The organism is Caballeronia grimmiae (assembly GCF_022879615.1).
Lineage (GTDB): Bacteria > Pseudomonadota > Gammaproteobacteria > Burkholderiales > Burkholderiaceae > Caballeronia > Caballeronia grimmiae.
The window spans coordinates 121,748-142,077 of the sequence record NZ_CP084271.1 but is presented as its reverse complement, the minus strand read 5'-3'; the positions used below and the strand labels follow the sequence as shown (position 1 = coordinate 142,077).

General features: G+C 63.7%; 18 protein-coding genes. 5 read left to right on the top strand and 13 right to left on the bottom strand.

What is annotated here, in order from left to right; genetic code table 11:
- Nucleotides 1-6: 6 nt before the first annotated feature.
- The 12 genes from flgL to flgB all read right to left on the bottom strand — a co-directional run bounded on the left by flgL (nucleotide 7) and on the right by flgB (nucleotide 12,661).
- Nucleotides 7-1,245: a flagellar hook-associated protein FlgL gene (gene flgL / locus LDZ21_RS00635; RefSeq protein WP_244793814.1), complete on the bottom strand. Its 1,239-nt coding sequence runs from the start codon at nucleotides 1,243-1,245 to the stop codon at nucleotides 7-9.
- Nucleotides 1,246-1,256: 11 nt separating this feature from the next.
- Nucleotides 1,257-3,200, bottom strand: coding sequence for a flagellar hook-associated protein FlgK (gene flgK, locus LDZ21_RS00630; protein WP_244793813.1), 1,944 nt, complete (start codon nucleotides 3,198-3,200; stop codon nucleotides 1,257-1,259).
- A gap of 1,012 nt (nucleotides 3,201-4,212) precedes the next feature.
- Nucleotides 4,213-4,965, bottom strand: a complete 753-nt coding sequence (locus LDZ21_RS00625) for a flagellar brake protein (protein WP_244794731.1) — start codon at nucleotides 4,963-4,965, stop codon at nucleotides 4,213-4,215.
- A 196-nt stretch (nucleotides 4,966-5,161) separates the two neighbouring features.
- A complete protein-coding gene (gene flgJ, locus LDZ21_RS00620) occupies nucleotides 5,162-6,208 on the bottom strand; it encodes a flagellar assembly peptidoglycan hydrolase FlgJ (protein WP_244793812.1) in 1,047 nt (348 codons plus the stop codon).
- A gap of 12 nt (nucleotides 6,209-6,220) precedes the next feature.
- Nucleotides 6,221-7,348, bottom strand: coding sequence for a flagellar basal body P-ring protein FlgI (locus tag LDZ21_RS00615; RefSeq protein ID WP_035962211.1), 1,128 nt, complete (start codon nucleotides 7,346-7,348; stop codon nucleotides 6,221-6,223).
- Nucleotides 7,349-7,350: 2 nt separating this feature from the next.
- A complete protein-coding gene (locus LDZ21_RS00610) occupies nucleotides 7,351-8,034 on the bottom strand; it encodes a flagellar basal body L-ring protein FlgH (RefSeq protein ID WP_244793811.1) in 684 nt (227 codons plus the stop codon).
- Nucleotides 8,035-8,109: 75 nt separating this feature from the next.
- Nucleotides 8,110-8,898 (bottom strand): flagellar basal-body rod protein FlgG, encoded by a 789-nt coding sequence (gene flgG, locus LDZ21_RS00605; protein ID WP_035962205.1) that lies wholly within the window; start codon nucleotides 8,896-8,898, stop codon nucleotides 8,110-8,112.
- Nucleotides 8,899-8,925: 27 nt separating this feature from the next.
- Nucleotides 8,926-9,678: a flagellar basal-body rod protein FlgF gene (gene flgF / locus LDZ21_RS00600; protein WP_244793810.1), complete on the bottom strand. Its 753-nt coding sequence runs from the start codon at nucleotides 9,676-9,678 to the stop codon at nucleotides 8,926-8,928.
- Between the two features lie 38 nt (nucleotides 9,679-9,716).
- Complete coding sequence (gene flgE / locus LDZ21_RS00595; RefSeq protein ID WP_244793809.1) at nucleotides 9,717-10,934, bottom strand: flagellar hook protein FlgE; 1,218 nt, start codon at nucleotides 10,932-10,934, stop codon at nucleotides 9,717-9,719.
- Between the two features lie 47 nt (nucleotides 10,935-10,981).
- Nucleotides 10,982-11,698: a flagellar hook assembly protein FlgD gene (locus LDZ21_RS00590; protein WP_244793808.1), complete on the bottom strand. Its 717-nt coding sequence runs from the start codon at nucleotides 11,696-11,698 to the stop codon at nucleotides 10,982-10,984.
- Nucleotides 11,699-11,720: 22 nt separating this feature from the next.
- Nucleotides 11,721-12,146 (bottom strand): flagellar basal body rod protein FlgC, encoded by a 426-nt coding sequence (gene flgC / locus LDZ21_RS00585; protein WP_035962196.1) that lies wholly within the window; start codon nucleotides 12,144-12,146, stop codon nucleotides 11,721-11,723.
- Between the two features lie 26 nt (nucleotides 12,147-12,172).
- Nucleotides 12,173-12,661, bottom strand: a complete 489-nt coding sequence (flgB, locus tag LDZ21_RS00580; RefSeq protein ID WP_035962194.1) for a flagellar basal body rod protein FlgB — start codon at nucleotides 12,659-12,661, stop codon at nucleotides 12,173-12,175.
- A gap of 256 nt (nucleotides 12,662-12,917) precedes the next feature.
- Here flgB and flgA point away from each other — a divergent pair, with 256 nt between their 5' ends.
- The 5 genes from flgA to flhA all read left to right on the top strand — a co-directional run bounded on the left by flgA (nucleotide 12,918) and on the right by flhA (nucleotide 18,801).
- Nucleotides 12,918-14,258, top strand: coding sequence for a flagellar basal body P-ring formation chaperone FlgA (flgA, locus tag LDZ21_RS00575; protein ID WP_244793807.1), 1,341 nt, complete (start codon nucleotides 12,918-12,920; stop codon nucleotides 14,256-14,258).
- Between the two features lie 210 nt (nucleotides 14,259-14,468).
- Nucleotides 14,469-14,795 carry a flagellar biosynthesis anti-sigma factor FlgM gene (gene flgM, locus LDZ21_RS00570; RefSeq protein WP_244794730.1) on the top strand — a complete coding sequence of 109 codons (327 nt, stop codon included), beginning with the start codon at nucleotides 14,469-14,471 and terminating at the stop codon, nucleotides 14,793-14,795.
- 82 nt (nucleotides 14,796-14,877) lie between these two features.
- Entirely contained in the window at nucleotides 14,878-15,312 is a 435-nt protein-coding gene (locus tag LDZ21_RS00565; RefSeq protein ID WP_035962189.1) for a flagellar protein FlgN, read from the top strand.
- A 178-nt stretch (nucleotides 15,313-15,490) separates the two neighbouring features.
- On the top strand, nucleotides 15,491-16,699 hold the full coding sequence (flhB, locus tag LDZ21_RS00560; protein ID WP_035962188.1) for a flagellar biosynthesis protein FlhB: 1,209 nt from the start codon (nucleotides 15,491-15,493) through the stop codon (nucleotides 16,697-16,699).
- Nucleotides 16,696-18,801, top strand: a complete 2,106-nt coding sequence (gene flhA / locus LDZ21_RS00555) for a flagellar biosynthesis protein FlhA (RefSeq protein ID WP_035962186.1) — start codon at nucleotides 16,696-16,698, stop codon at nucleotides 18,799-18,801. The genes flhB and flhA overlap by 4 nt, the downstream gene beginning before the upstream one ends.
- Nucleotides 18,802-18,926: 125 nt before the next feature.
- Here flhA and LDZ21_RS00550 read toward each other — a convergent pair whose 3' ends face one another.
- Nucleotides 18,927-20,315, bottom strand: a complete 1,389-nt coding sequence (locus LDZ21_RS00550) for an L-serine ammonia-lyase (RefSeq protein WP_244793806.1) — start codon at nucleotides 20,313-20,315, stop codon at nucleotides 18,927-18,929.
- Nucleotides 20,316-20,330 lie beyond the last annotated feature (15 nt).

Below are 20,330 nucleotides of genomic sequence, written 5' to 3'. Positions count from 1 at the left end.
CAAACCTCAACCACCCAAATAATCAAACAACGACATCTTCTGAATTTGAGTAAAAGCCATCTGCGCGGCTTGAAGCGAAGTCTGTGTCAACTCATAAGAGCTAATCGCCGACACGAGATCGATGCTAGCGAGATTCGCCAGATCCGACGCGGTCTGCGTCTGCGTCGTCTGCATCGCCGCCTGCGTAGACTGCACTTCCTGCTCGCGTCCGCCCACAACCGTCTGCGCCGACAGCACGTTATTGAACGTATTGGTGATCTTGGTCCCGGCCGTCGTCAGCGCATTGACGAGCGCCGCCTGCGCGCCAGACGTACCCGTCGGCTGCTTCAGCGCATTAACCAGGTTATCCAGCGTCGCAAAGATGTCGTTGTTGTCCGTCGCCGCCGGCTGCACCGTGAACGTGTCGTTGTTCGAAGGCACGCCGCCGATCGTCACCTTCTGTCCGCCAAGCGTAATGTCCGTCTTGCCCGTGTACGCAGTCGGCGTCGTCGGCAGCGATGAATCCGGCGGCGTCGCCGTCACCAGATAGCTCGTCGTGCCAGCAGTCGCATCGACCGAAAACTTGATCGTGTACGTGCTCGCGTTGTTCGGATTGCTCGTGTCCTCCACGCTCACGGCACTGATCGTGCCCGTGCCCGTGTTGCCCAAAGCCGCACTCGATACCGGATCGCTCTCCGTCGCCGATACGCTGCGGAAAATCGATGCGCCCGTATCGCCCACGGCAATCGAGCGGCCCTCGCTGATCTGCATCGTGCGCTGGCCGTAATCGCCCGAATAGGTCGTGCCCACACCCGACGGATCGTCCGAGAACGGCTTCGTGCCGCCCTTCAGTCCCGAGAAGATGTAGTTGCCGCTGCCGTCCGTCGTGTTGGCCAGGCCCATCAACTGGTCGCGATAGCCCTTGATCGCATCGGCGACCGCCGCACGGTTCGAATCGTTGAGCGAGCCGTCGCCCGCCTGAACGAGCTTCGACTGAATGCTCTGCATCACGCTGCTCACTTCGCTGAGCGTCGAGTCTTCCTGCTGCAACGCGGACAGCGCCGTCGTCTGATTCGTGCTGTATTGCGAAAGCGCGCCGCTACGCAGCGTCAGCTGCACGGCCTGCGCGGCGCCGAGCGGATCGTCCGATGCGGTCAGAATGCGCTTGCCCGCCGAGATCTGCTGATACATCGACGCGAGCGTGCTCTGCTGGTCGCTCATCGAAGCGACGTTCATGTTGAAGTACTGGGAACTGGAAATACGCATCGCGGTTCGCCTTAATTGAAGATGCCGAGCAGCGTCTGGAACAGGCTCGACGCCGTCTGGATCACCTTGCTGTTCGCCTGGTAAAGCTGCTGATACTGAATCAGATTCGCCGCTTCCTCGTTCAGGTTCACGCCCTGCACGGATTGCTGCGCCGTCGTCGCCTGATTGAGCAGCGCGGTCTGCGACGAACTCGTCGCCTTGAGCTGGTTCGTCTGATTGCCGATGGTGTTCACGTACGCCGCGTACGAGTTCGTCAGCGTTTCGCTGCCGCCATCGAGCGATTTCGCCGACACGAGTTTCGCCATCGCGAGCGCATTGCTGCCATCGCTCGTGCCGCCCTTGTTCGGGGCGATGGTGAACGCGTCGTTATCGGCGGGCTTGCCGCTGATCGTCGCGGTGATGCCGTTCGACGTGACCGTCAAACCCTTCGACGAGTCGTAGGGAATCGTCGAATTCGCGGCATACGTGGTGCCGTTCACGGTCACATCGACATTGGACGTGAAGCCGCTCGCCGCCGAGTCGTACGTCAGCGTGATGCCCGATCCCGTCGGCATGGTATAGCCCGCCGCGGCCGTCGCCGATGTGATCGCCGCCGTGCCCGTATTGCTCGTCGACGCCGACGACACCGCCGGCGATGCCGCCGCAATCGCGCCGGCGCTGGTCGTCGCGAGTGCGAAGTTGTCGAGCGCGGCGCGCGTCGGCTGGATCGAGAAGGAATCGCCCTTCTGCATCGTGCCGGACACGGTGATCTTCAGGCCCGCGACCGTGCCTCCGCCATCGGCGGCGGAGAAGCTGCCGAGCGCCTTGCCCGATGCGCTGTCGGTCACCTGGTAGTCGGTGCCGTCGAAGGTGACGTCGAAGTCGCTGGTCGTCGGCTGGGTCGGATCGGCGAACGAAACGGAGACGCTGCCCGTGCCCTTGTTGCGAGCGTCGGCGTAAATGACGGGATCGCCCGTCGAGAACAGTGCGCCGCCCGGCTTGCCGTTGAGGTCGAGGCCGAGCGCGTTCTGCCCGTTGAGTTGCGCGGCGAAACTGGTGGCGATGGCGCCGAGTTGCGCCTGCGCCGGATCGAGCGTTTCGTTGCGGAAGGAGATCAGTCCGCCGACGACGCCGCCGGTGAGCGCCGAGTCGTCGATATATTGCGTCTGCGCGGCGGTCGGCGTGGAACCGTCGCGGCTCTTGAATGCGACGGTGAGTTCGCTCGGATCGGACGGCGACGCGACGGTTTGCAATCCATATTGCGTATTGCCGACGACGAGCGGCTGTCCGTTGCCGATGAACACGTTGTAATTGCCGTCCTGCTGCACGACTTGCACGCCGATCATCGAGCTGAGATTCGACACTGCCTGATCGCGCTGGTCGAGCAGCTGATTCGGCTGCTGTCCGGATGCGCCGGCGATGTTGATCTGCTTGTTGAGATCGGCGATTTGCTGCGCGTAGCTGTTGATCGACGATACGGCGCTGGTCAGTTGCGTGTTGACGCTTTGGCGCAGTTGATCGTATTGCTCGCCGGCCGACGTCAGTTGATTGGCGAGCGTTTGCGCGCTGCTGACGAGCGATTGACGCGACGCGGAGCTGCTCGCGGCGTTCGCGACTGACTGGAGGCCGGAGAAGTAGCTGGTGATGCCTGCAGCGATGCCTTCGGTCGGATCGCCGACGAGGTTGTTGAGCTGCGAGATCATCGTGTAGTACGTGTTCGCTGCGCTGCTCGACGATTGCGTGTTGTTGACTTGCGTCGTGAGGTACTGGCTGTACTGGCGCGTGACGGTGGCGGTTTGCACGCCGCTGCCGAGATAGCCCGAGCCGGTGTATTGCCCCGACGATTCCTGGTACGCGACCTTTTCGAGCGTATAGCCCGGTGTCGCGGCGTTGCTGATGTTCTGACCGGTCGTCGTCAGGCCCCACTGGGCCGCGTTCAAGCCCGACAGGCCGATGTTGAAGAGGTTGTTGGACATTGACGAGGGTTCCTTTTTTCGCTGCCCGCGGGGGCGTGCTTGCTGCTGCTGCGCTCGCGCTCTTGCCGTTGTGCCTTATATCGGCGGATGGTTTGCGTTCCTTTAGCCGGAACTTGGCTTTGTTGATTATCGGGTTTGTGTTTTTGTTTTTATCTGCCGAAATGGCGGTTGTTTTGGGCTCTTTTTGGTGAGCTTGTATTCGTGTCGGTCTATTGGTGCGCCCCTCCCCGGGGCGGGGGGTTACTTTCTTTGCCGCTGCAAAGAAAGTAACCAAAGAAAGCAGCTTTTTTTCGAACCGCACGATGCACAGACTTGTGTGCTCACTTCGTAGAACATCGGTGGCACTCAGCTTGAAAGAGCCTTGAATCACCTTCCGCGCCCGCTGACTACTAACGTCCTCCGAGCCCCTTGGCTCGACAACACCAGTGGAGCACCACGCGCCACGCACAATTAACGTTGATCGGACATCTGAGAAGAACAGGCACGGGTACAGCGGCAAGATCACGCAGCAATCAGCGTCTCAAAGGCGGGATAGCTTTGCACGGTTGAACGTCGCTCGCGTTGTAGTGGCTCATCATGAGCGTCGCGCGCCAGAAGCGGTGCAATAGCAACGAAGCGGGGAGTTCGAGCGGCAGCCTCAGTAAGCAGCTTCGAGTAAATCCGTCAGCTCTTGAGTTGTAGCGTGGCGCCTAGCACGCAGTTGGTTTTGACGAGCCAAGGGGCTCGGAGGACGTGGCGCTCAGTGGGCGCGGAAGGTGATTCAAGGCTCTTTCAAGCTGAGGGCCACTGCTGTTCTACGAAGTGACCACACAAGTTAGTGCTTCGTGCGGTTCAGAAAAAAGCTGCTTTCTTTGGTTACTTTCTTTGCAGCGGCAAAGAAAGTGACCCCCGCCCCGGGGAGGGGCGAGCTAATAGACCGACACGAATACAAGCTCAACGAGAAAAGAACACCCCGCGCCGCCGCGCAAGAACGAAAAGCGGCCCAACCGGCGGTTGTCAAGAACAACCGCCCTCACTTAGCAAGCGACCGCCGCTTCATCTCCAACTGCGTAATAAGCCGCTGAAGCGTATTCTCCGCCGACCCGGGCATGGAAATGAACTTGAACCCGAGCGTGAACCGCCGATCGCCCTTGGGCGTCAGCGACTCCCGGTGCGATACGAGCATGATATCGAGCGTCACCTTCCCCGTCGCGGTGAAGTGCAATTCAGCATCCTGAATCACAACACCCATCTCCATATCCGCAACCCGCTCATCCGACGTACGCAACGCAACGCCGCCTAGCGACAAATCATGCACTTCGAAGCGAAACCGATCCCCATCCGGCAACGTTCCGCTGCAAATATACGGATCGAGCACCGGCGCTTCCACACGGAAATACTCGCGACGCTGCATGTAATACAGCACCGGCGGAAACTCCGCTTCGAACGCAGGCCGGCCATCGAACACCGTCTCGCGCGGCGTCGCCGTCGTGAATTCGACCCGCACGCCCTCAGGCGCAGCATGGAAAATCAGCTTCTGCGCACGCAGCAGATCGCGATTCTGCTCCGCCACGCCGCCCCAGTCGAAAGTGAATCGATGTGACGTCACATCGACATCCAGCAGGCGCGTGACAATCTGCGCGTCGCCATATTGCGCCGTCAGAAAGTCGCCGCGATTCGCCAGATTGCGCAGCGATACGCCGATCTCCAGCGGATTTCGACGCCCGAAATCCACTTCGTGGTCGCAGTCGTCATCGGCAAAGTCATGCTTGTGATTGGTGTTCATGGTGCTGGCCGTGTTCATGTTTTCTCCCCGCATCGCCCGCCTCTCGACGCCACGCGGCGAGCCGCCCGCCTCGCTACGGTACTTGTCGTCCACGAGTTAGCGGCATGCCTCACGAAAAGTTTAGGGGCCGTCACGTAAATCTTGTGTGGGGAGGCGTGCGTTCAGACGTAAAACGTTTGCACCATTCAGGGCGCCGTCAAACGATCTGCTTCATGATCGAAATCAGCTTCTTCGCGTACTGCGGATCCGTCGCATAGCCCGCCTTCTGCATGCCATGCGCAAAGCCCGCCACGTCACGCGACGCTTCCACGACCGGCGCATAACGCGGATTGTTCTTGATGAAGCTCGCGTAATCGGTCAGCGCTTCTTCATACGAGTCATAAGCGCGGAACCGCTCCACGACCTTCTTCGGCTGGCCGTTGACGTATTCCGTCGTCACCGCGCTGACGGTCTTGCCCGTCCAGCTGCTCGTCGCCTTGATGCCGAAAATATTGTGGCTCGTCGCGCCATTCGCCTGCCTGATCTCGCGCTTGCCCCAGCCGGACTCCAGCGCCGCCTGCCCGATGATGAACCGCGCCGGAATGCCCGTCGCCGCGCTCGCCGCCTGCGCCGGGGCAGCCAGCCGCTCGACGAACGCGTTCACCTTGTCCGAACCGTTGCCGCGCACCGGCGGCTCCAGCGCACTCGCCGCCGTGTAGCCGCGTCCATCGCCGAGCGATGCGCCGTTCTTGTTCGCCTGCGCCGCCGCATAAGCCTTCGCCATCGCGTTCATTGCGGCGATGTTGCCCGCATTCGCTTCGATGTCGCCGCCGCTGCCGCCGCCCGATAACGCGTTCATCGCATTCATCGCGCCGGCGCTGCCCAGGCCGCCCGCATCCGCCTTGCCGCCCGCGTTGCGCATGAGCTGCTTGAGCATCATGTCCGCCACGCCAATGCCCTTCGACGACATCTGCTGCGACAACTGCTGATCCAGCATCGCGGTGAACGACTTCGAATCGTTCGATTCGAACGGGCTGTCCGATGGCGTCGCGTCGCGCATGCTCTTCAGCATCATCTGCGTGAAGACGGCGTCGAATTGCTGCGCGGCCGCCTTCAGGCCTTTCTGCGGATCCGCATTTGCCTGCGCCCGCAGCGCGTCGAAGCCCTGCGTGTCGAGCGCGAAGCGGTTCGACAGGTTCGACAATCCGCTCGTATCGGTCGATGCCAGCGCCGTGCTGGCGATACCGCTCGTATTCGAGTTCATGTGCCGTCCTCCTTAGATGATCTCGAGGTCGGCGCGCAACGCGCCCGCCGCCTTCATCGACTGAAGGATCGAGATCAGGTCTGCGGGCGTCGCGCCGAGTGCGTTGAGCCCCTTCACGACATCCGCGAGATTGGCGCCCGCCGCCAGCACCTTGAGCGCGCCGCTATCCTGCTTGAGCTGAATCTGCGATTGCTTCGCCGCCACCGTCTGCCCATTCGACAGCGCGTTCGGCTGACTCACCGCCGTCTGCGTATTGATGACCACCGACAGGTTGCCGTGCGCGACCGCGCAGTTCTGCAGCGTCACCATCTGATTCATCACGATGGAGCCGGTGCGCGCGTTGAGAATCACCTTGGCGGCGGCCTGCGCCGGACGTACGTCGATGTTCTGCAGTTGCGCCATGAACGACACCTGTTCGGCGGCGTCCGCCGGCGCGCGAAGCTGGATCGTGCGGCCATCGAGCGCGAGCGCCGTGCCCGTGCCGAACTGGTTGTTGACCGCCGCAACGACGCGCTGCGTCGTGTCGAAGTCCATCTCGCGCAATTCCATCTGCATCACGCCGCCCTGCTGCTGAAGCGCCGTCGGCACCGCGCGCTCGACGATCGCGCCGCCCGAGATGCGGCCGACCGCAAGCTGGTTGACCTGCACCTTGCTGCCATTCGCGCTCGCGCCCGCGCCGCCGACGACGAGATTGCCCTGCGCCATCGCATAAACCTGGCCGTCCGCGCCCTTCAGCGGCGCCATCAGCAGCGTGCCGCCGCGCAGGCTCTTCGCATTGCCGAGCGATGACACGGTCACGTCGATCGCTTCGCCGGGACGCGAGAACGGCGGCAGCGTCGCCGTCACCATCACGGCGGCAACGTTCTTCAACTGCATGTTCTGCGTCGTCGCCGGATTCACGGTGATGCCGAGATTGCCAAGCATGTTGGTCAAACTCTGCGTCGTGAACGGCGTCTGCATGGTCTGGTCGCCGGTGCCGTCGAGACCGACGACGAGGCCGTAGCCGATCAGCGGGTTGTCACGCACGCCCTGGAACGAGACGAGATCCTTGAGGCGCTCGGCGTGCGCGTGCTGCGCCGAGCCGATGGCGACCAGCGCGGCCGCGAGCGAGAACGAAAGAAAACGAAGAAGCGGAGTCATGATCAGAACGGCGCGACGTTGAGGAAGAAGCGCTGCAGCCAGCTCATGTTCTGCGCTTCGTCGATATAGCCCTTCGCCGAATATTCGATTTTCGCGTCGGCGATTTGCGTGGAGTAGACGGTGTTGCTGCCCGAGATCGTCGTCGGATTGACGACGCCCGAGAAGCGCACGAATTCGTTGCCCTGATTGATGAGCATCTGCTTTTCGCCGCTGACCATCAGGTTGCCGTTCGGCAGGACTTCGGTCACGGTGACGGTCAGCGTGCCGTTAAACGTGTTGGCCGCACTCGCGCCGCCCGCTGCGGTGAACTTGTTCGCGCCGGTGGCAGACAAGGTCGTATTGTTGAAGAGACCGCCGAAGATGCCCGGCGTCGTCGGCAGCGCGAAGGAGCCGGAGCCGCCACGGTTGGTGTTCGCCGCCGACGACTTCGTCGCGTTCACGTTCTCCGAGATGACGATCGTCAGGATGTCGCCGACATTGCGCGGCCGCTGGTCTTCGAAAAGCGGCCGGCCCGCGTAGCCCGCGTTGTAGATCGCGCCGGGCGAGCGCGTGCCGCCCGGAGGCTGCGGCGGACGAGCGGTCATCGGTTGCTGGATGATCGGCTCTTTCGGCACGAGGCCGCACGACGCAAGCGCCGCAGTGAGCACCGCGATCGAAGCACGCGCGAGGATTGGAGTAGGCGACATCTTGATAACTCGGTTGAAGCGAAAGATGTGTCAGTGTGACGCCATCTTCGTAAATCCCATCCGTCGAATAGAGGGTTAAACCTGCATTTGCGAGAGCGTCTGCAGCATTTGGTCGGACGTCGTCACGGCCTTGCTGTTGATTTCGTACGCGCGTTGTGTCTGGATCATGTTGACCAGTTCCTGCACGACGTTCACGTTCGACGCTTCGACATACCCTTGCTGCAGCGAGCCCGCGCCGTTCAAACCCGGCTGCGACACGTTCGGCGCGCCCGAGCTGCCCGTTTCCGAGAACAGGTTTTCGCCGCGCGCTTCGAGACCGGCCGGGTTGATGAACGTGGCAAGCTGGATCGCGCCGACGTTCGTCGCGGCGGTCGTGCCCGGCTGGGTGATCGACACCGTGCCGTCCGAGCCGATGGTGATCGACGTCGCGTTCTGCGGAATCGTGATCGCCGGGTTCAACTGATAGCCGCTCGACGTCACGAGCTGGCCTTGCGCGTTCGTCTGGAACGAGCCGTCGCGCGTGTAGGACGTGGTGCCGTCGGGCATCGTCACCTGAAAGAAGCCCTGGCCGTTGATGGCGACGTCCTTCGAGTTGCCCGTCTGCTGCAAATTGCCCTGCGTATAAAGACGCTCGGTCGCGACTTGCTGCACGCCGGTGCCGAGCTGAATGCCCGATGCGAGTTCGGTTTGCTGCGTCGAATTCGCGCCCGGCTGGCGGGTCGTCTGATACAGCAGGTCTTCGAACACGGCGCGCGAACCCTTGAAGCCGTTGGTGGCCACGTTCGCGAGGTTGTTCGAGATCACATCCATTTGCGCTTGTTGCGCATTCATGCCGGTCGCGGCGATATAGAGAGAGCGATTCATGTTCGATTCCTGGATTTACTTTGCCGCTTAGGAGAAGTTGAGCAGCTTGTTAGCCGACTGTTCGTTCTGGTCCGCCGATTCCATCAGCTTCGTTTGCATCTGGAACTGGCGCGCGTTGGTGATCATCGAGACCATCGCGGAGACCGGGTTCACGTTGCTGCCTTCCAGCGCGCCGCCGACCACGACGACGTTCGGGTCCGCCTCGGCGGGGTCGCCGCTTGCCGTGCGATAGAGGCCGTCGTCGCCGCGTGTGAGCGTCGCCGCATCGGGATTGACGAGCTTCAGCTGATCGACGGTCGCGATCGCGGTCGGCGGATCGCCCGGAATCAGCGCGGAAATGGTGCCGTCCTTGCCGATGGTGATTTCAGCGCCCGGCGGCACCGACAGCGGACCGCCGTTGCCGAGCACCGGCAGGTTGTTCGCCGTCACGAGCTGGCCGTTCTGATCCACGTGCAGATTGCCGGCGCGCGTGTACGCCTCGCCGCCGTCCGCCGTTTGCACGGACAGCCAGCCCGGCCCCTGCACGGCGACGTCGAGCGGATTGCCGGTCTGCTGGATCGGGCCGGCGGAGTAATCCGCCGTCGGCGTCGACGACAGCACGAAGGTGCGCGTCGTGCCATCGGCGGACTGGTTCTCGAACGACATCGGCACCTGACGGAAGGCCGCAAGCTGCGCCTTGAAACCCGTGGTCGATGCGTTCGCGAGGTTGTTCGCCACGACGGCTTGCTGCTCGAGCGACTGGCTTGCGCCGGTCATCGCGGTATAGATCAGACGGTCCATGAATCGCTTCCTTCTCTTCCTGTGCGTGCGGACGGTGCTTACAGATTGATCAGCGTCTGGTCGACGGTCTGCTGCGTCTTGATCGTCTGCGCGTTCGCCTGATAGTTGCGCTGCGCGGTGATCAGATTCACCAGCTCGCTCGTCAGATCGACGTTCGAGTTTTCCACTGCGCCGCCTTGCAGCGTGCCGTGGTTCGTCGAGCCCGGCACCGAGACTTGCGCCGCGCCCGAAGCCGCTGTCTGCGCGTACACGTTGCCGCCCATGTTCTGCAGGCCGTTCTGGTTGTTGAAGTTGGCAATCGCGATCTGGCCGAGCGCCTTCGTTTCGCCGTTCGAGTAGTTACCCGTCAGCATGCCGTCGGTGCCGACCGTGAAGCCCGTCAGTTCGCCGGTGCTGTTGCCGTCCTGATGCAGATTCGTGAGGCCGCTCTCCGCGCCGTATTGCGTGGTGCCGGCGAGGCTGAGCGTCAACGATTGCGTCGCGCCGGGCGTCGGGTCCGCGCCGTTCGGAATCGTGAAAGTGAAGCTCTTGCCGCTGGTCATGTTGCCCGACGCATCGAAGCTCACTGCGCCGAGATCCGTTTTCTGCGAGACCGGATCGCCATAGCCCGCGAACGCTTCCCACGTGTTCGTGCCGGTCTTCGTGAAGTAGACGGAGACCTTCTGCGTGCCGCCGAGCGAGTCGTACGCATCCACCGAAGTCGATGCGTTGTACGTGTTGCCGTTGGCCGGATCGAAGTCGGCGGCGGCCTTCACGGCGTCCTGCGAGTTCAGGTTGAACGCAGCGGTGATGGTCTTGGTCGCGGTCGGCGCGATGTTCGCGGTCGGCACGGTCAGCGGCACCGTGCTCGCGCTGTTGACGACGCCGCCCGAATCGGCCGCGTAGCCCATCAGTTGCAGGCCCGCCGAATTGACGATGTTGCCGCTGTTGTCCAGATGGAATACGCCGTTACGCGAGTAGACGACCGAGCCGTTGTTCGACAGCTGATAGAAACCGTTGCCGTTGATCGCGACGTCGAGCGCCTGGTTGGTCGTCGTGATCGTGCCTTGCGAGAACTGCTGCTGCACTTCCGAGAGGCGCGTGCCGATGCCGATCTGGTTCGACACGGCCGTGGCCATCGAACTGGCGTACATGTCGGCGAACTGCGCGGAGCCCTGCTTGAAGCCGACGGTATTCGCGTTCGCGATGTTGTTGCCGATCACATCGAGATCGCTCGAGGCGGCGCCCAGACCGCTCAGTGCTTGTTGGTAGCTCATGTTTTATCTCTCAGCCGGGCGCATCCCGGCAGCAAAGGAAGTTGGAATCAAAGAATCGAAGCGACGCTGGTCAGCGCAACCGTCGAGCCGTTCGCGAGCTTGAGGCCCGGCGCGCCGCCCGACATCTGCACGACGCTCTGCACTTGGGAAGCGGAGAGCGTCGCCGCGGTAGCCTGCTGGCCGTTGATCGTGCCTTGCGCGGTGATCGTGTAGCTGCCGTCGGCGAGCTTCGCGCCCTTCGAATCGACCGGCGTCCAGCCCGACACCGGAACCACGCCCGCGCCTTGCGCACCGAGATCCAGCGTGTTGACGATGTTCCCCGACTTGTCCTTCACGACGATCTGCAGGTCGCTGACATCTTTCGCGAGTTGCACGCCGAAGCTCGACGACGCCCCGCTCGATACCGTCAGCGCATTGCCCGGCGCGAGCACGTTGGAGCCGATCAGCAACGCCGCCTGCGTCGACTGGCCGGCGGACAGCTGCGTCGCGAGGGAACTCAACGAGGTATTCAACTGGCCGATGCCCGACACCGTGTTGATCTGCGCGAGCTGCGAAGTCATCTGCGAGCTGTCGGCGGGATTGGTCGGGTCCTGGTTCTTCAACTGCGTCACGAGCAGCGTGAGAAACGTGTTCTGCAGATCGGAGGCGGACGTGCCGCTCGTGCTGGCCGTCGAGCTGGACGCGCTCGATGCGCCGTTCATGGTGTCGAGCAGCGTCTGCGACACGGGGGTGCCGTTGCTGCCGATCGTGGTGTTGGTCGTCACGGGTTATTCCTCAGGTTCCGGTTCAGGTTCCGATGGTCAGTGTCTTGAGCATCAATTGCTTGGCGGTGTTCAGCGTTTCGACGTTCGCCTGATAGGAACGCGACGCGGAAATCATGTTGACCATCTCCTGCACGGGATCGACGTTCGGCAGCGTCACGTAGCCGTCCGCGTTAGCCGCCGGATTGCTCGGGTCGTAGCTGGTTTTCATGGGACTCGGATCGTCGATGACGCCCGTCACCTGGACGCCGCCGACCTGCTGGCCGGAGCCGCTCTTTGCGCCGCCGAGCGGATCGACGGCGAACACGACCTGCTTCGCCTTGTACGGCTGGCCGTCCGGTCCGGTCGTGCTGTCCGCGTTCGCGAGATTCGACGCGGTGACGTTCAGGCGCTGCGCCTGAGCCGACATCGCCGAACCGGCGACGCTGAATATGTTCATCAATGAAGGCATGATTCCTTGACCTTTCTTACCTGCGCTTAACTGTTGGACGTGATCGCGGACAGCATCGACTTGATCTGCGAGCTGAGCACCGTCATGCCGGCTTCGAAGTGCAGCGCGTTGTCCGCGAACTGCACGCGCTCGGCGTCGAGATCGACGGTGTTGCCGTCGAGCGATGGCTGGCTCGGCACGCGATACGCGAGGCGGCCATAGTCGTCGCTCGGACCGCCCGATGCGGTGAGCGTCGATGTGCCGGACAGGTGTCCCTTCGCGGTCACCGCCATCGACGCGCCGCTGCTGACGGATACCGGCTGCGCCATCTTCAGCGTCGATGCGTTCGACGCTCCTGCTGCGCCGCGGCCTTGCTTGAGCGCGCCGGCGAGCGCGGTCGAGAAGTCCACGTCGCGCGACTTGTAGCCGGGCGTGTCGGCGTTCGCGATATTCGACGACAGCAGTTCCTGCCGGTACGCGCGCACATCGAGCGCTTCGCGGCCGAACGCGAATTCCTTATCGAGCTTGTCTAGCATTCCCCGGGTTCCCCAAGTTCGTGGTGTCGCACACGCCCGCCGCACCGCGCGGGCCTTTTTGCATGACACGCATCTTAGGAGCGGCGCGCAATGACTGATCCGATGAATAACCGGGAAACGCGGCCTCTATTCGAGGCTTGAGCGTGACGCGGGCTATCTAGAATCTGGGTCGTGGTGAGAGGCGGATGAATTTCGCGCTCACGAATCCAGCCGAACAACGTGTCTGCGCCTGGCGCGGCGAGCAAGGGAGAGAGTGATGAGCAGGTCCGCCGGGCATCCGTCGAAAGCAGCCGCACCGCGCGCCGCGTCTTTTGCGCGCCGCGCGTTGCGATGCGTGACCGGCGCGTCGCTGCTCGTGGGCGTCGTCGCGGGCGCGGTTGCGCAGCAGAGCGACGGCTTCATCGCGATTCCCGGCAACGCGGAGACGAATCCGTCGGCGGTCGCGGAGATGGCGAAGAGCCTTCCCGCCGCAAAGCCTGCCGCTGTTTCCACTGTCTCCCCTGTCTCCCCTGTCTCCAGCGCTCCCGCTGTTTCCAATGTTTCCACGGCTGCGCCCACGCCTTATCTCGCGCCTGCGCCCGGCTACCGCGCCGCAGCCAAAGCCGCCGATGCCGCCATGCGTCACGCCGCGCTCGCGCTCGACGCCCGCGCCGACGCTGCCGACGACGCAATGGACGATGCCAGCGGACTGATCGTCATTCCCGGCGCGGGCCTTGCGAAGCCGGCGCCTGCTGCCGCTGCGGTCAAGCCGGCTGCCGCGTCTGCATCGGCGCCGCGCGATGTCGTTCCGGTCGTCGTCACGCGCGATGACGCCGCCGCGTCGCCCGCGGCCGGCGCACGGCCGATCGCGGCGGGCGTGGCATCGCCGGTCAAGCGCGCGAACTACACGCCGTCCGTCACCGATGCTCCTGCCCTCAAGCGGGCGAGCTTCACGCCGTCGCCCGCCGCCTCCTCAGCCTCCACCGCTCCCGCGACGATGCAGGACGGCGAATCCATCCGCGCCGCGGCGCTCGCGTTCCTTCAGCAGCAAGCCGCTGGCTTGCCCGGCAAAATCGACATCACGGTGACGCCCGTCTTTCCGCGCGGCCTCGCCGCCTGCACGGCGCTCGATCCGTTCATGCCGACGGGCGCGCGCCTCTGGGGCCGCGTGACGGTCGGCGTGCGCTGCGTCGGCGAGCGGCCGTGGACGCTATATGTTCAGGCGCGGGTGTCGATCAATGCGACGTATTACGTCGCCGCCCGCGCCGTTGCGCCGGGAGAAGTGCTCGGCAACGCCGACCTCGTCGCCCGCGACGGCGATCTGACCGCGATGCCGCAAGCCGTCGTCACCGATCCGTCGCAGGCGGTCGGCGCGGTGACGCTGTCGCGCGTACCGGCGGGACTGCCGCTGCGCACCGACATGCTGCGCGCCGCAAGCGCGGTCGCGATCGGGCAGACGGTTCGCGTCGTCACCGCCGGCTCCGGCTTCTCGATTTCCGCCGAAGGCAGCGCCATGAGCAACGCCGCCCCCGGCCAGCAGGTTCGCGTTAAAACCGCCGGCGGCCAGGTCGTGACCGGCGTCGTCAAGGATGCCCAGACGGTGGAGATCCGCATGTGACAGGCGGCGGCCGACCATTCCCGACCCGGCCATCACCGCCTGAAGAATTGATTACCGAATGTTTCATTTTGTTGCATTTAGGCAGGAGCCCCGCCCCATAAGGCTTTCCGGGCGATGATGCCGCCGAACGTGTGCTGCGCCACAGAGGCAGGGTAAAGTTTCCGAGACCCACCGCCGATAAAGGACTCAACACGTTCGGGAATGGACATCGTGAAAATCGAATCGAAAAGCAACACCACTCTGGCGAGCCTGCAAGAAGGCTCACAACGTGCATCGCAGAGCGATGCGAAGACTGCCGCAGTCACCGCGCCGGCGAACGGCGTGAAGGCGGACACGGCATCGCCGGTGAGTCTGTCGACGCTGTCGTCGGATTTGCGCGCGTCGAACGGCTCGGACATCGATACGGCGAAAGTCGAATCGATCAAGGCCGCGATCCGCGACGGCAGCCTGAAGATCGACACCAGCAAGATCGCCGACGGCATTTTGAGCACCGCCCGCGACCTGCTGCAAACGAGAACCCCGCCGACCGGCGGCTGAAGCGCAACGGCCCGGGCTCGCCCGGAGCACGACGTGGACGGCGCCGGGCGGCTTTGACGAACCCGCGTTTTAGCGAGCTGCAATGAGAGACGCCCTGCTTGCCACTGTCATCGAAGAAGTCGCCGCCGTTCAGGCGTTTGAATCCCTCCTCGCCCACGAGGAAAAAGCGCTGATCGCCGCGCAGCCGCTCGGCGCGCTGCCGGAGATCATCGAGCAAAAGACCGCGCTCACGGAACGCATCGGCGTACTCGAGAAGCAGCGGGACACGCAGCTCGGCGCGCTCGGCCTGCCGGGCGGGTTCATCGGCATGGAAGCCGCCGCCGAGGGCGATGCGCCGCTCGCCGAACAATGGGCGCTGCTGTGCGCCGCCGCCCGCCGTGCGAAGCAGGGCAACAACAACAACGGCGTGCTGATCCGCACCCGCATGGAATACAACCGCAAGGCGCTCGCGGCGTTGCAGGTCGCACCGTCGAGAAGCGGGTTCTATGGTCCGGACGGGCGCGTGCCTGGCGCGTAATCCGCCGTTCTGTCTTTTCTTCGCGGCGCATGACTTCACCGGTCATGCGCCGTTTCTTGCCCCGCCTCTTATCCATCGATTAACCCGGTTTTCCGCGGCCTAATCCGCCGATGGCCGCTCGACGCCTTCCGCAATAATCGCTTCCATCACAGAAAGCGAGCACGAAGCGGAGCAAGCGGTGGCGGAAGAAAGCGATCTCGAAAAAACCGAATCAGCCACTCCCAAGCGCCTGGAAAAGGCGCGGGAGGAAGGCCAGGTTGCGCGCTCGCGGGAACTCGCATCGTTTGCGTTGCTCGCGGCGGGCTTTTTCGGCGTATGGGGCCTGTCGGGCCCGATCAGCGGACACTTGCAGTCGATTCTGCGCGGCGCGTTCACGTTCAATCACGAGACCGTGCTCGACACGCGCCAGATGATGATCGGCGCGGCCAACGCCAGCAAGGAAGGCATGCTCGCCGTGCTGCCGGTGCTCGCGCTGACGGCCGTCGCCGCGCTCGCCGCGCCGATGGCCCTCGGCGGCTGGCTCATCACGACAAAGCCGCTCGCGCCGAACTTCGGACGCCTCAACCCGATCAGCGGGCTCGGCAAGATGTTCTCGTCGCAGGGTCCGATTCAGCTCGGCATGTCGATTCTGAAGACGCTCGTCGTCGGCGGCATGGCGGGTTCGGCGATGTGGACCCGCAAGGCCGAAGTGCTCGGCCTTCTCACGAAGCCGCTCGGCCTCGCGCTCGCCGATGTGATGCATCTGATCCTCGTGTGCTGCGGCATGGCGATCGGCGGGCTATTTCTCGTCGCGGTCGTCGACGTGCCGTATCAGATGTGGTCGCATGCGAAGAAGCTGCGCATGAGCAAGGAAGAAGTGAAGCGCGAGCACAAGGAAAACGAAGGCGATCCGCACATCAAGGGCAAGATTCGCCAGCAGCAGCGTGCGGCTGCGCGTCGCCGGATGATGCAGGCGATCCCGACCGCCGATGTCATCGTCACGAACCCGACGCACTTCGCGGTCGCGCTCAAGTATGCCGACGGCGAGATGCGCGCGCCGAAGGTGGTCGCGAAGGGCGTGAATCTCGTCGCGGCGCGCATCCGCGAACTGGGCCGCGAGCATAACGTGCCGCTGCTCGAAGCGCCGCCGCTTGCGCGGGCGCTGTATCACAACGTCGAGATCAACCGCGAGATTCCGGGCGCGCTGTACGGCGCGGTCGCGCAAGTGCTGGCGTGGGTGTATCAGCTCAAGCGCTACAAGGAAGACGGCGGCACGAAGCCGGACCGTCCCACCGATCTCGACGTGCCGAAGGAACTGGACAAAGGCGGCGTATCCGACGCCGACGCCGATCAGGAAGCCGCTGAAGCGCTTTCCGGCGACAACTCATCACAAGGAGCCGCAGCATGAACGCGCGCGCTGGATTTTTCGCGAAACGCCCCGACGCGCTCGGCACGCAGAACCTTCGGGCGCTGGCCGGCCCGATCCTGATCTGCATGATCCTCGGCATGATGATTCTGCCGTTGCCGGCGTTTCTGTTGGATCTGCTGTTCACCTTCAACATCGCGCTGTCGGTGATGGTGCTGCTCGTCAGCATGTACACGCAGAAGCCGCTCGATTTCGCGGCGTTCCCGAGCGTGCTGCTGTTCTCGACGCTGCTGCGCCTTTCGCTCAACGTCGCGTCGACGCGCATCGTGCTGCTGGAGGGTCACACCGGCCCGGACGCGGCGGGCCAGGTGATCGAATCGTTCGGGCACTTCCTCGTCGGCGGGAACTTCGCGGTCGGTATCGTCGTGTTCGTGATCCTGATGATCATCAACTTCATGGTCATCACGAAGGGCGCCGGACGTATCGCGGAAGTCGGCGCGCGCTTTGCGCTGGACGCGATGCCCGGCAAGCAGATGGCCATCGACGCCGACCTGAACGCCGGCCTCATCAACGAGGAAGTCGCGAAGAAGCGCCGCACGGCGGTGGCGCAGGAGTCCGAGTTCTACGGTTCGATGGACGGTGCGTCGAAGTTCGTGCGCGGCGACGCGATCGCGGGCTTGCTGATCATGGTGATCAACATCGTCGGCGGGCTGATCGTCGGCATGCTTCAGCACGACATGGACTTCGCGCACGCGGCGACGAACTACACGCTGCTGACCATCGGCGACGGCCTCGTCGCGCAGATTCCGTCGCTCATCATCTCGACGGCGGCCGGCGTGATCGTGTCGCGCGTCGCGACGGAAGAGGACATCGGCACGCAGCTGACCGGACAGTTGTTCCAGAACCCGCGCGTGCTGATGATCACCGGCGTGATCATCGGCATCATGGGCCTGATTCCGGGCATGCCGCACTTCGCGTTTCTGCTGCTCGGCGGCGGCCTCGTCTATGCCGCCCGTTCGATGAACAAGCGCGCGGAAGCGAAGAAGAAATCCGGCGTCATCACCGATGTCACGCCGATCGCCGCCGCCGCAGCCGCGTCCGCCGAAGGCGCGGAGGCGAGCTGGGAGGATGTCGCGCTCATCGATCCGCTGGGGCTGGAAGTGGGCTATCGGCTGATTCCGCTCGTCGATCGCAACGCGGATGGCGAACTGCTCAAGCGCATCAAGGGCATCCGCAAGAAGTTTGCGCAGGAAATCGGCTTTCTGCCACCCGTCATTCATATTCGCGACAACCTCGAGTTGCGTCCGAATGGGTATCGCATTGCGTTGAAGGGCGTGGAAGTGGGCGTCGGCGAGGCGTTTCCGGGTCAATGGCTCGCGATCAATCCGGGCCAGGTATCGGCGACGCTGCCGGGCACGCAAACCACCGATCCGGCGTTCGGCCTGCCGGCGGTATGGATCGACACGGCGATGCGGGAGCAGGCGCAGGTGTTCGGCTATACGGTCGTCGATGCGAGCACGGTGGTCGCGACGCATCTGAATCACCTTGTCGTAACGCATTCGGCGGAACTGCTCGGGCGACAGGAAGTGCAGGCGCTGCTGGAACGCATCGGCAAGGACACGCCTTCGCTCACCGACGACCTCGTGCCGAAGACGCTGTCGCTCACGACGCTGCAGAAGGTGTTGCAGAACCTGCTCGACGAGAGCGTGCCGATACGCGACATGCGCACGATTCTGGATGCGCTGCAGGAGCATGCGCCGCGCATTTCGGACCCGTACGAACTGACGGCGGCGGTGCGTCTCGCGCTGGGCCGTGCGATCACGCAGCAGTGGTATCCGGGCAGCAACGATTTGCAGGTGATGGGCCTCGATCCGACGCTGGAACGGGTGTTGTCGCAGGCGCTATCGACGGGGCCGAATCCGGGCCTGGAGCCGGGGCTTGCGCAAACGCTGATGACATCGACGCAGAACGCGATGATGCGCCAGCAGAATTTGGGACTGCCGCCGGTGCTGCTGGTGCAGCATTCGTTGCGGGCGATGCTTGCGCGCTTCCTGCGCCGGAGTCTGCCGCAGTTGAAGGTGATTTCTTATGCGGAAGTGCCGGATACGCGGAATGTGAAGGTGGTTAATTTGATTGGGGGGTGACGGATATATCGGCGCTCGTCTCTCGGCAGTATCGGGACCGCCGAAGGGGCGCTTGAAGCGCCCGGCCCAACCTGTTCGAGCGTCAGCAGGCGGTGGAACACGGGATATCAAACCCCATGTTCCCCTCAACACTCCACGATATTCACCGCCAACCCACCCCGCGACGTCTCCTTATACTTCGTCTTCATGTCCGCGCCGGTTTCACGCATCGTCTTGATCACCGAATCGAGCGAAACATAGTGGGACCCATCCCCGCGCATCGCCATGCGCGCCGCGTTCACGGCCTTCACCGACCCCATCGCGTTGCGTTCGATGCACGGAATCTGCACCATGCCGCCAACCGGATCGCAAGTCAGCCCGAGGTTGTGCTCCATGCCGATTTCCGCCGCGTTCTCCACTTGCGCCGGGGTGCCGCCGAGCACCGCCGCAAGCGCGCCCGCCGCCATCGAGCATGCGACGCCCACTTCGCCCTGGCATCCCACTTCCGCGCCGGAGATCGACGCGTTCATCTTGTACAGAATGCCGATAGCCGCCGCCGTCAGCAAGAAGTCGATCACGCCCTGCTCGTTCGAGCCCGGCACGAAGCGATCGTAGTAATGCAGCACCGCCGGAATGATGCCCGCCGCACCGTTCGTCGGCGCGGTGACGACACGTCCGCCCACCGCGTTCTCCTCATTCACGGCGATCGCGTAGAGGTTGATCCAGTCGATCATCGACAGCGGATCGCGCAACGCCTGCTCCGGCTTGCCCGCCAGCGCGCGATACAACTGCGGCGCGCGGCGCTTCACCTGGAACGGTCCCGGCAAGTTGCCATCCGCTTCCGGATTGCCGATACCGCACCCACGCGCGACGCAATCCTGCATCACGTCCCAGATGCGCAGCAGGCCCGCGCGAATCTCGTCCTCGCTGCGCCAGATGCGCTCGTTCTCCCACATCAGCTGCGCAATCGACTTGCCGGATTCCGCGCACATCTTCATGAGCTCGTCGCCGGTATGGAACGGATACGGCAACTGCTCGTGCGCCGTCAGCACCGCCGTGTTCGCCGCGCCCGCCGTCACCACGAAGCCGCCGCCCACCGACAGATACGTCGCATCGCGCAAGGGCTGGCCGTTTGCATCGAATGCATGCAGCTTCATGCCGTTCGGATGCTCGGGCAACGCCTGCCGATAGAACGCGATGTTCTCCTTCAACGAGAACGGAATGTCGTGCGTGCCGAGCAAGGCGAGCGTCTTCGACGCGCGGACCGCTTCGAGACGCGGCACGATGGTGCTGGCATCGACGGTATCGGGGGCGTCGCCCATCAGGCCGAGCATCACGCCGCGATCCGTGCCGTGGCCCTTGCCCGTCGCGCCGAGCGATCCGTACAACTCGCACTTCACCGATGCCACCGCGCCGAGCAGCCCGTCGCGTTCCAGCCCTTGCGCGAACATCAGCGCGGCGCGCATCGGCCCGACGGTGTGTGAGCTCGAAGGTCCGATGCCGATTTTGAAGAGATCGAAAACGCTGACTGCCATGACTGCCCCTGCGAA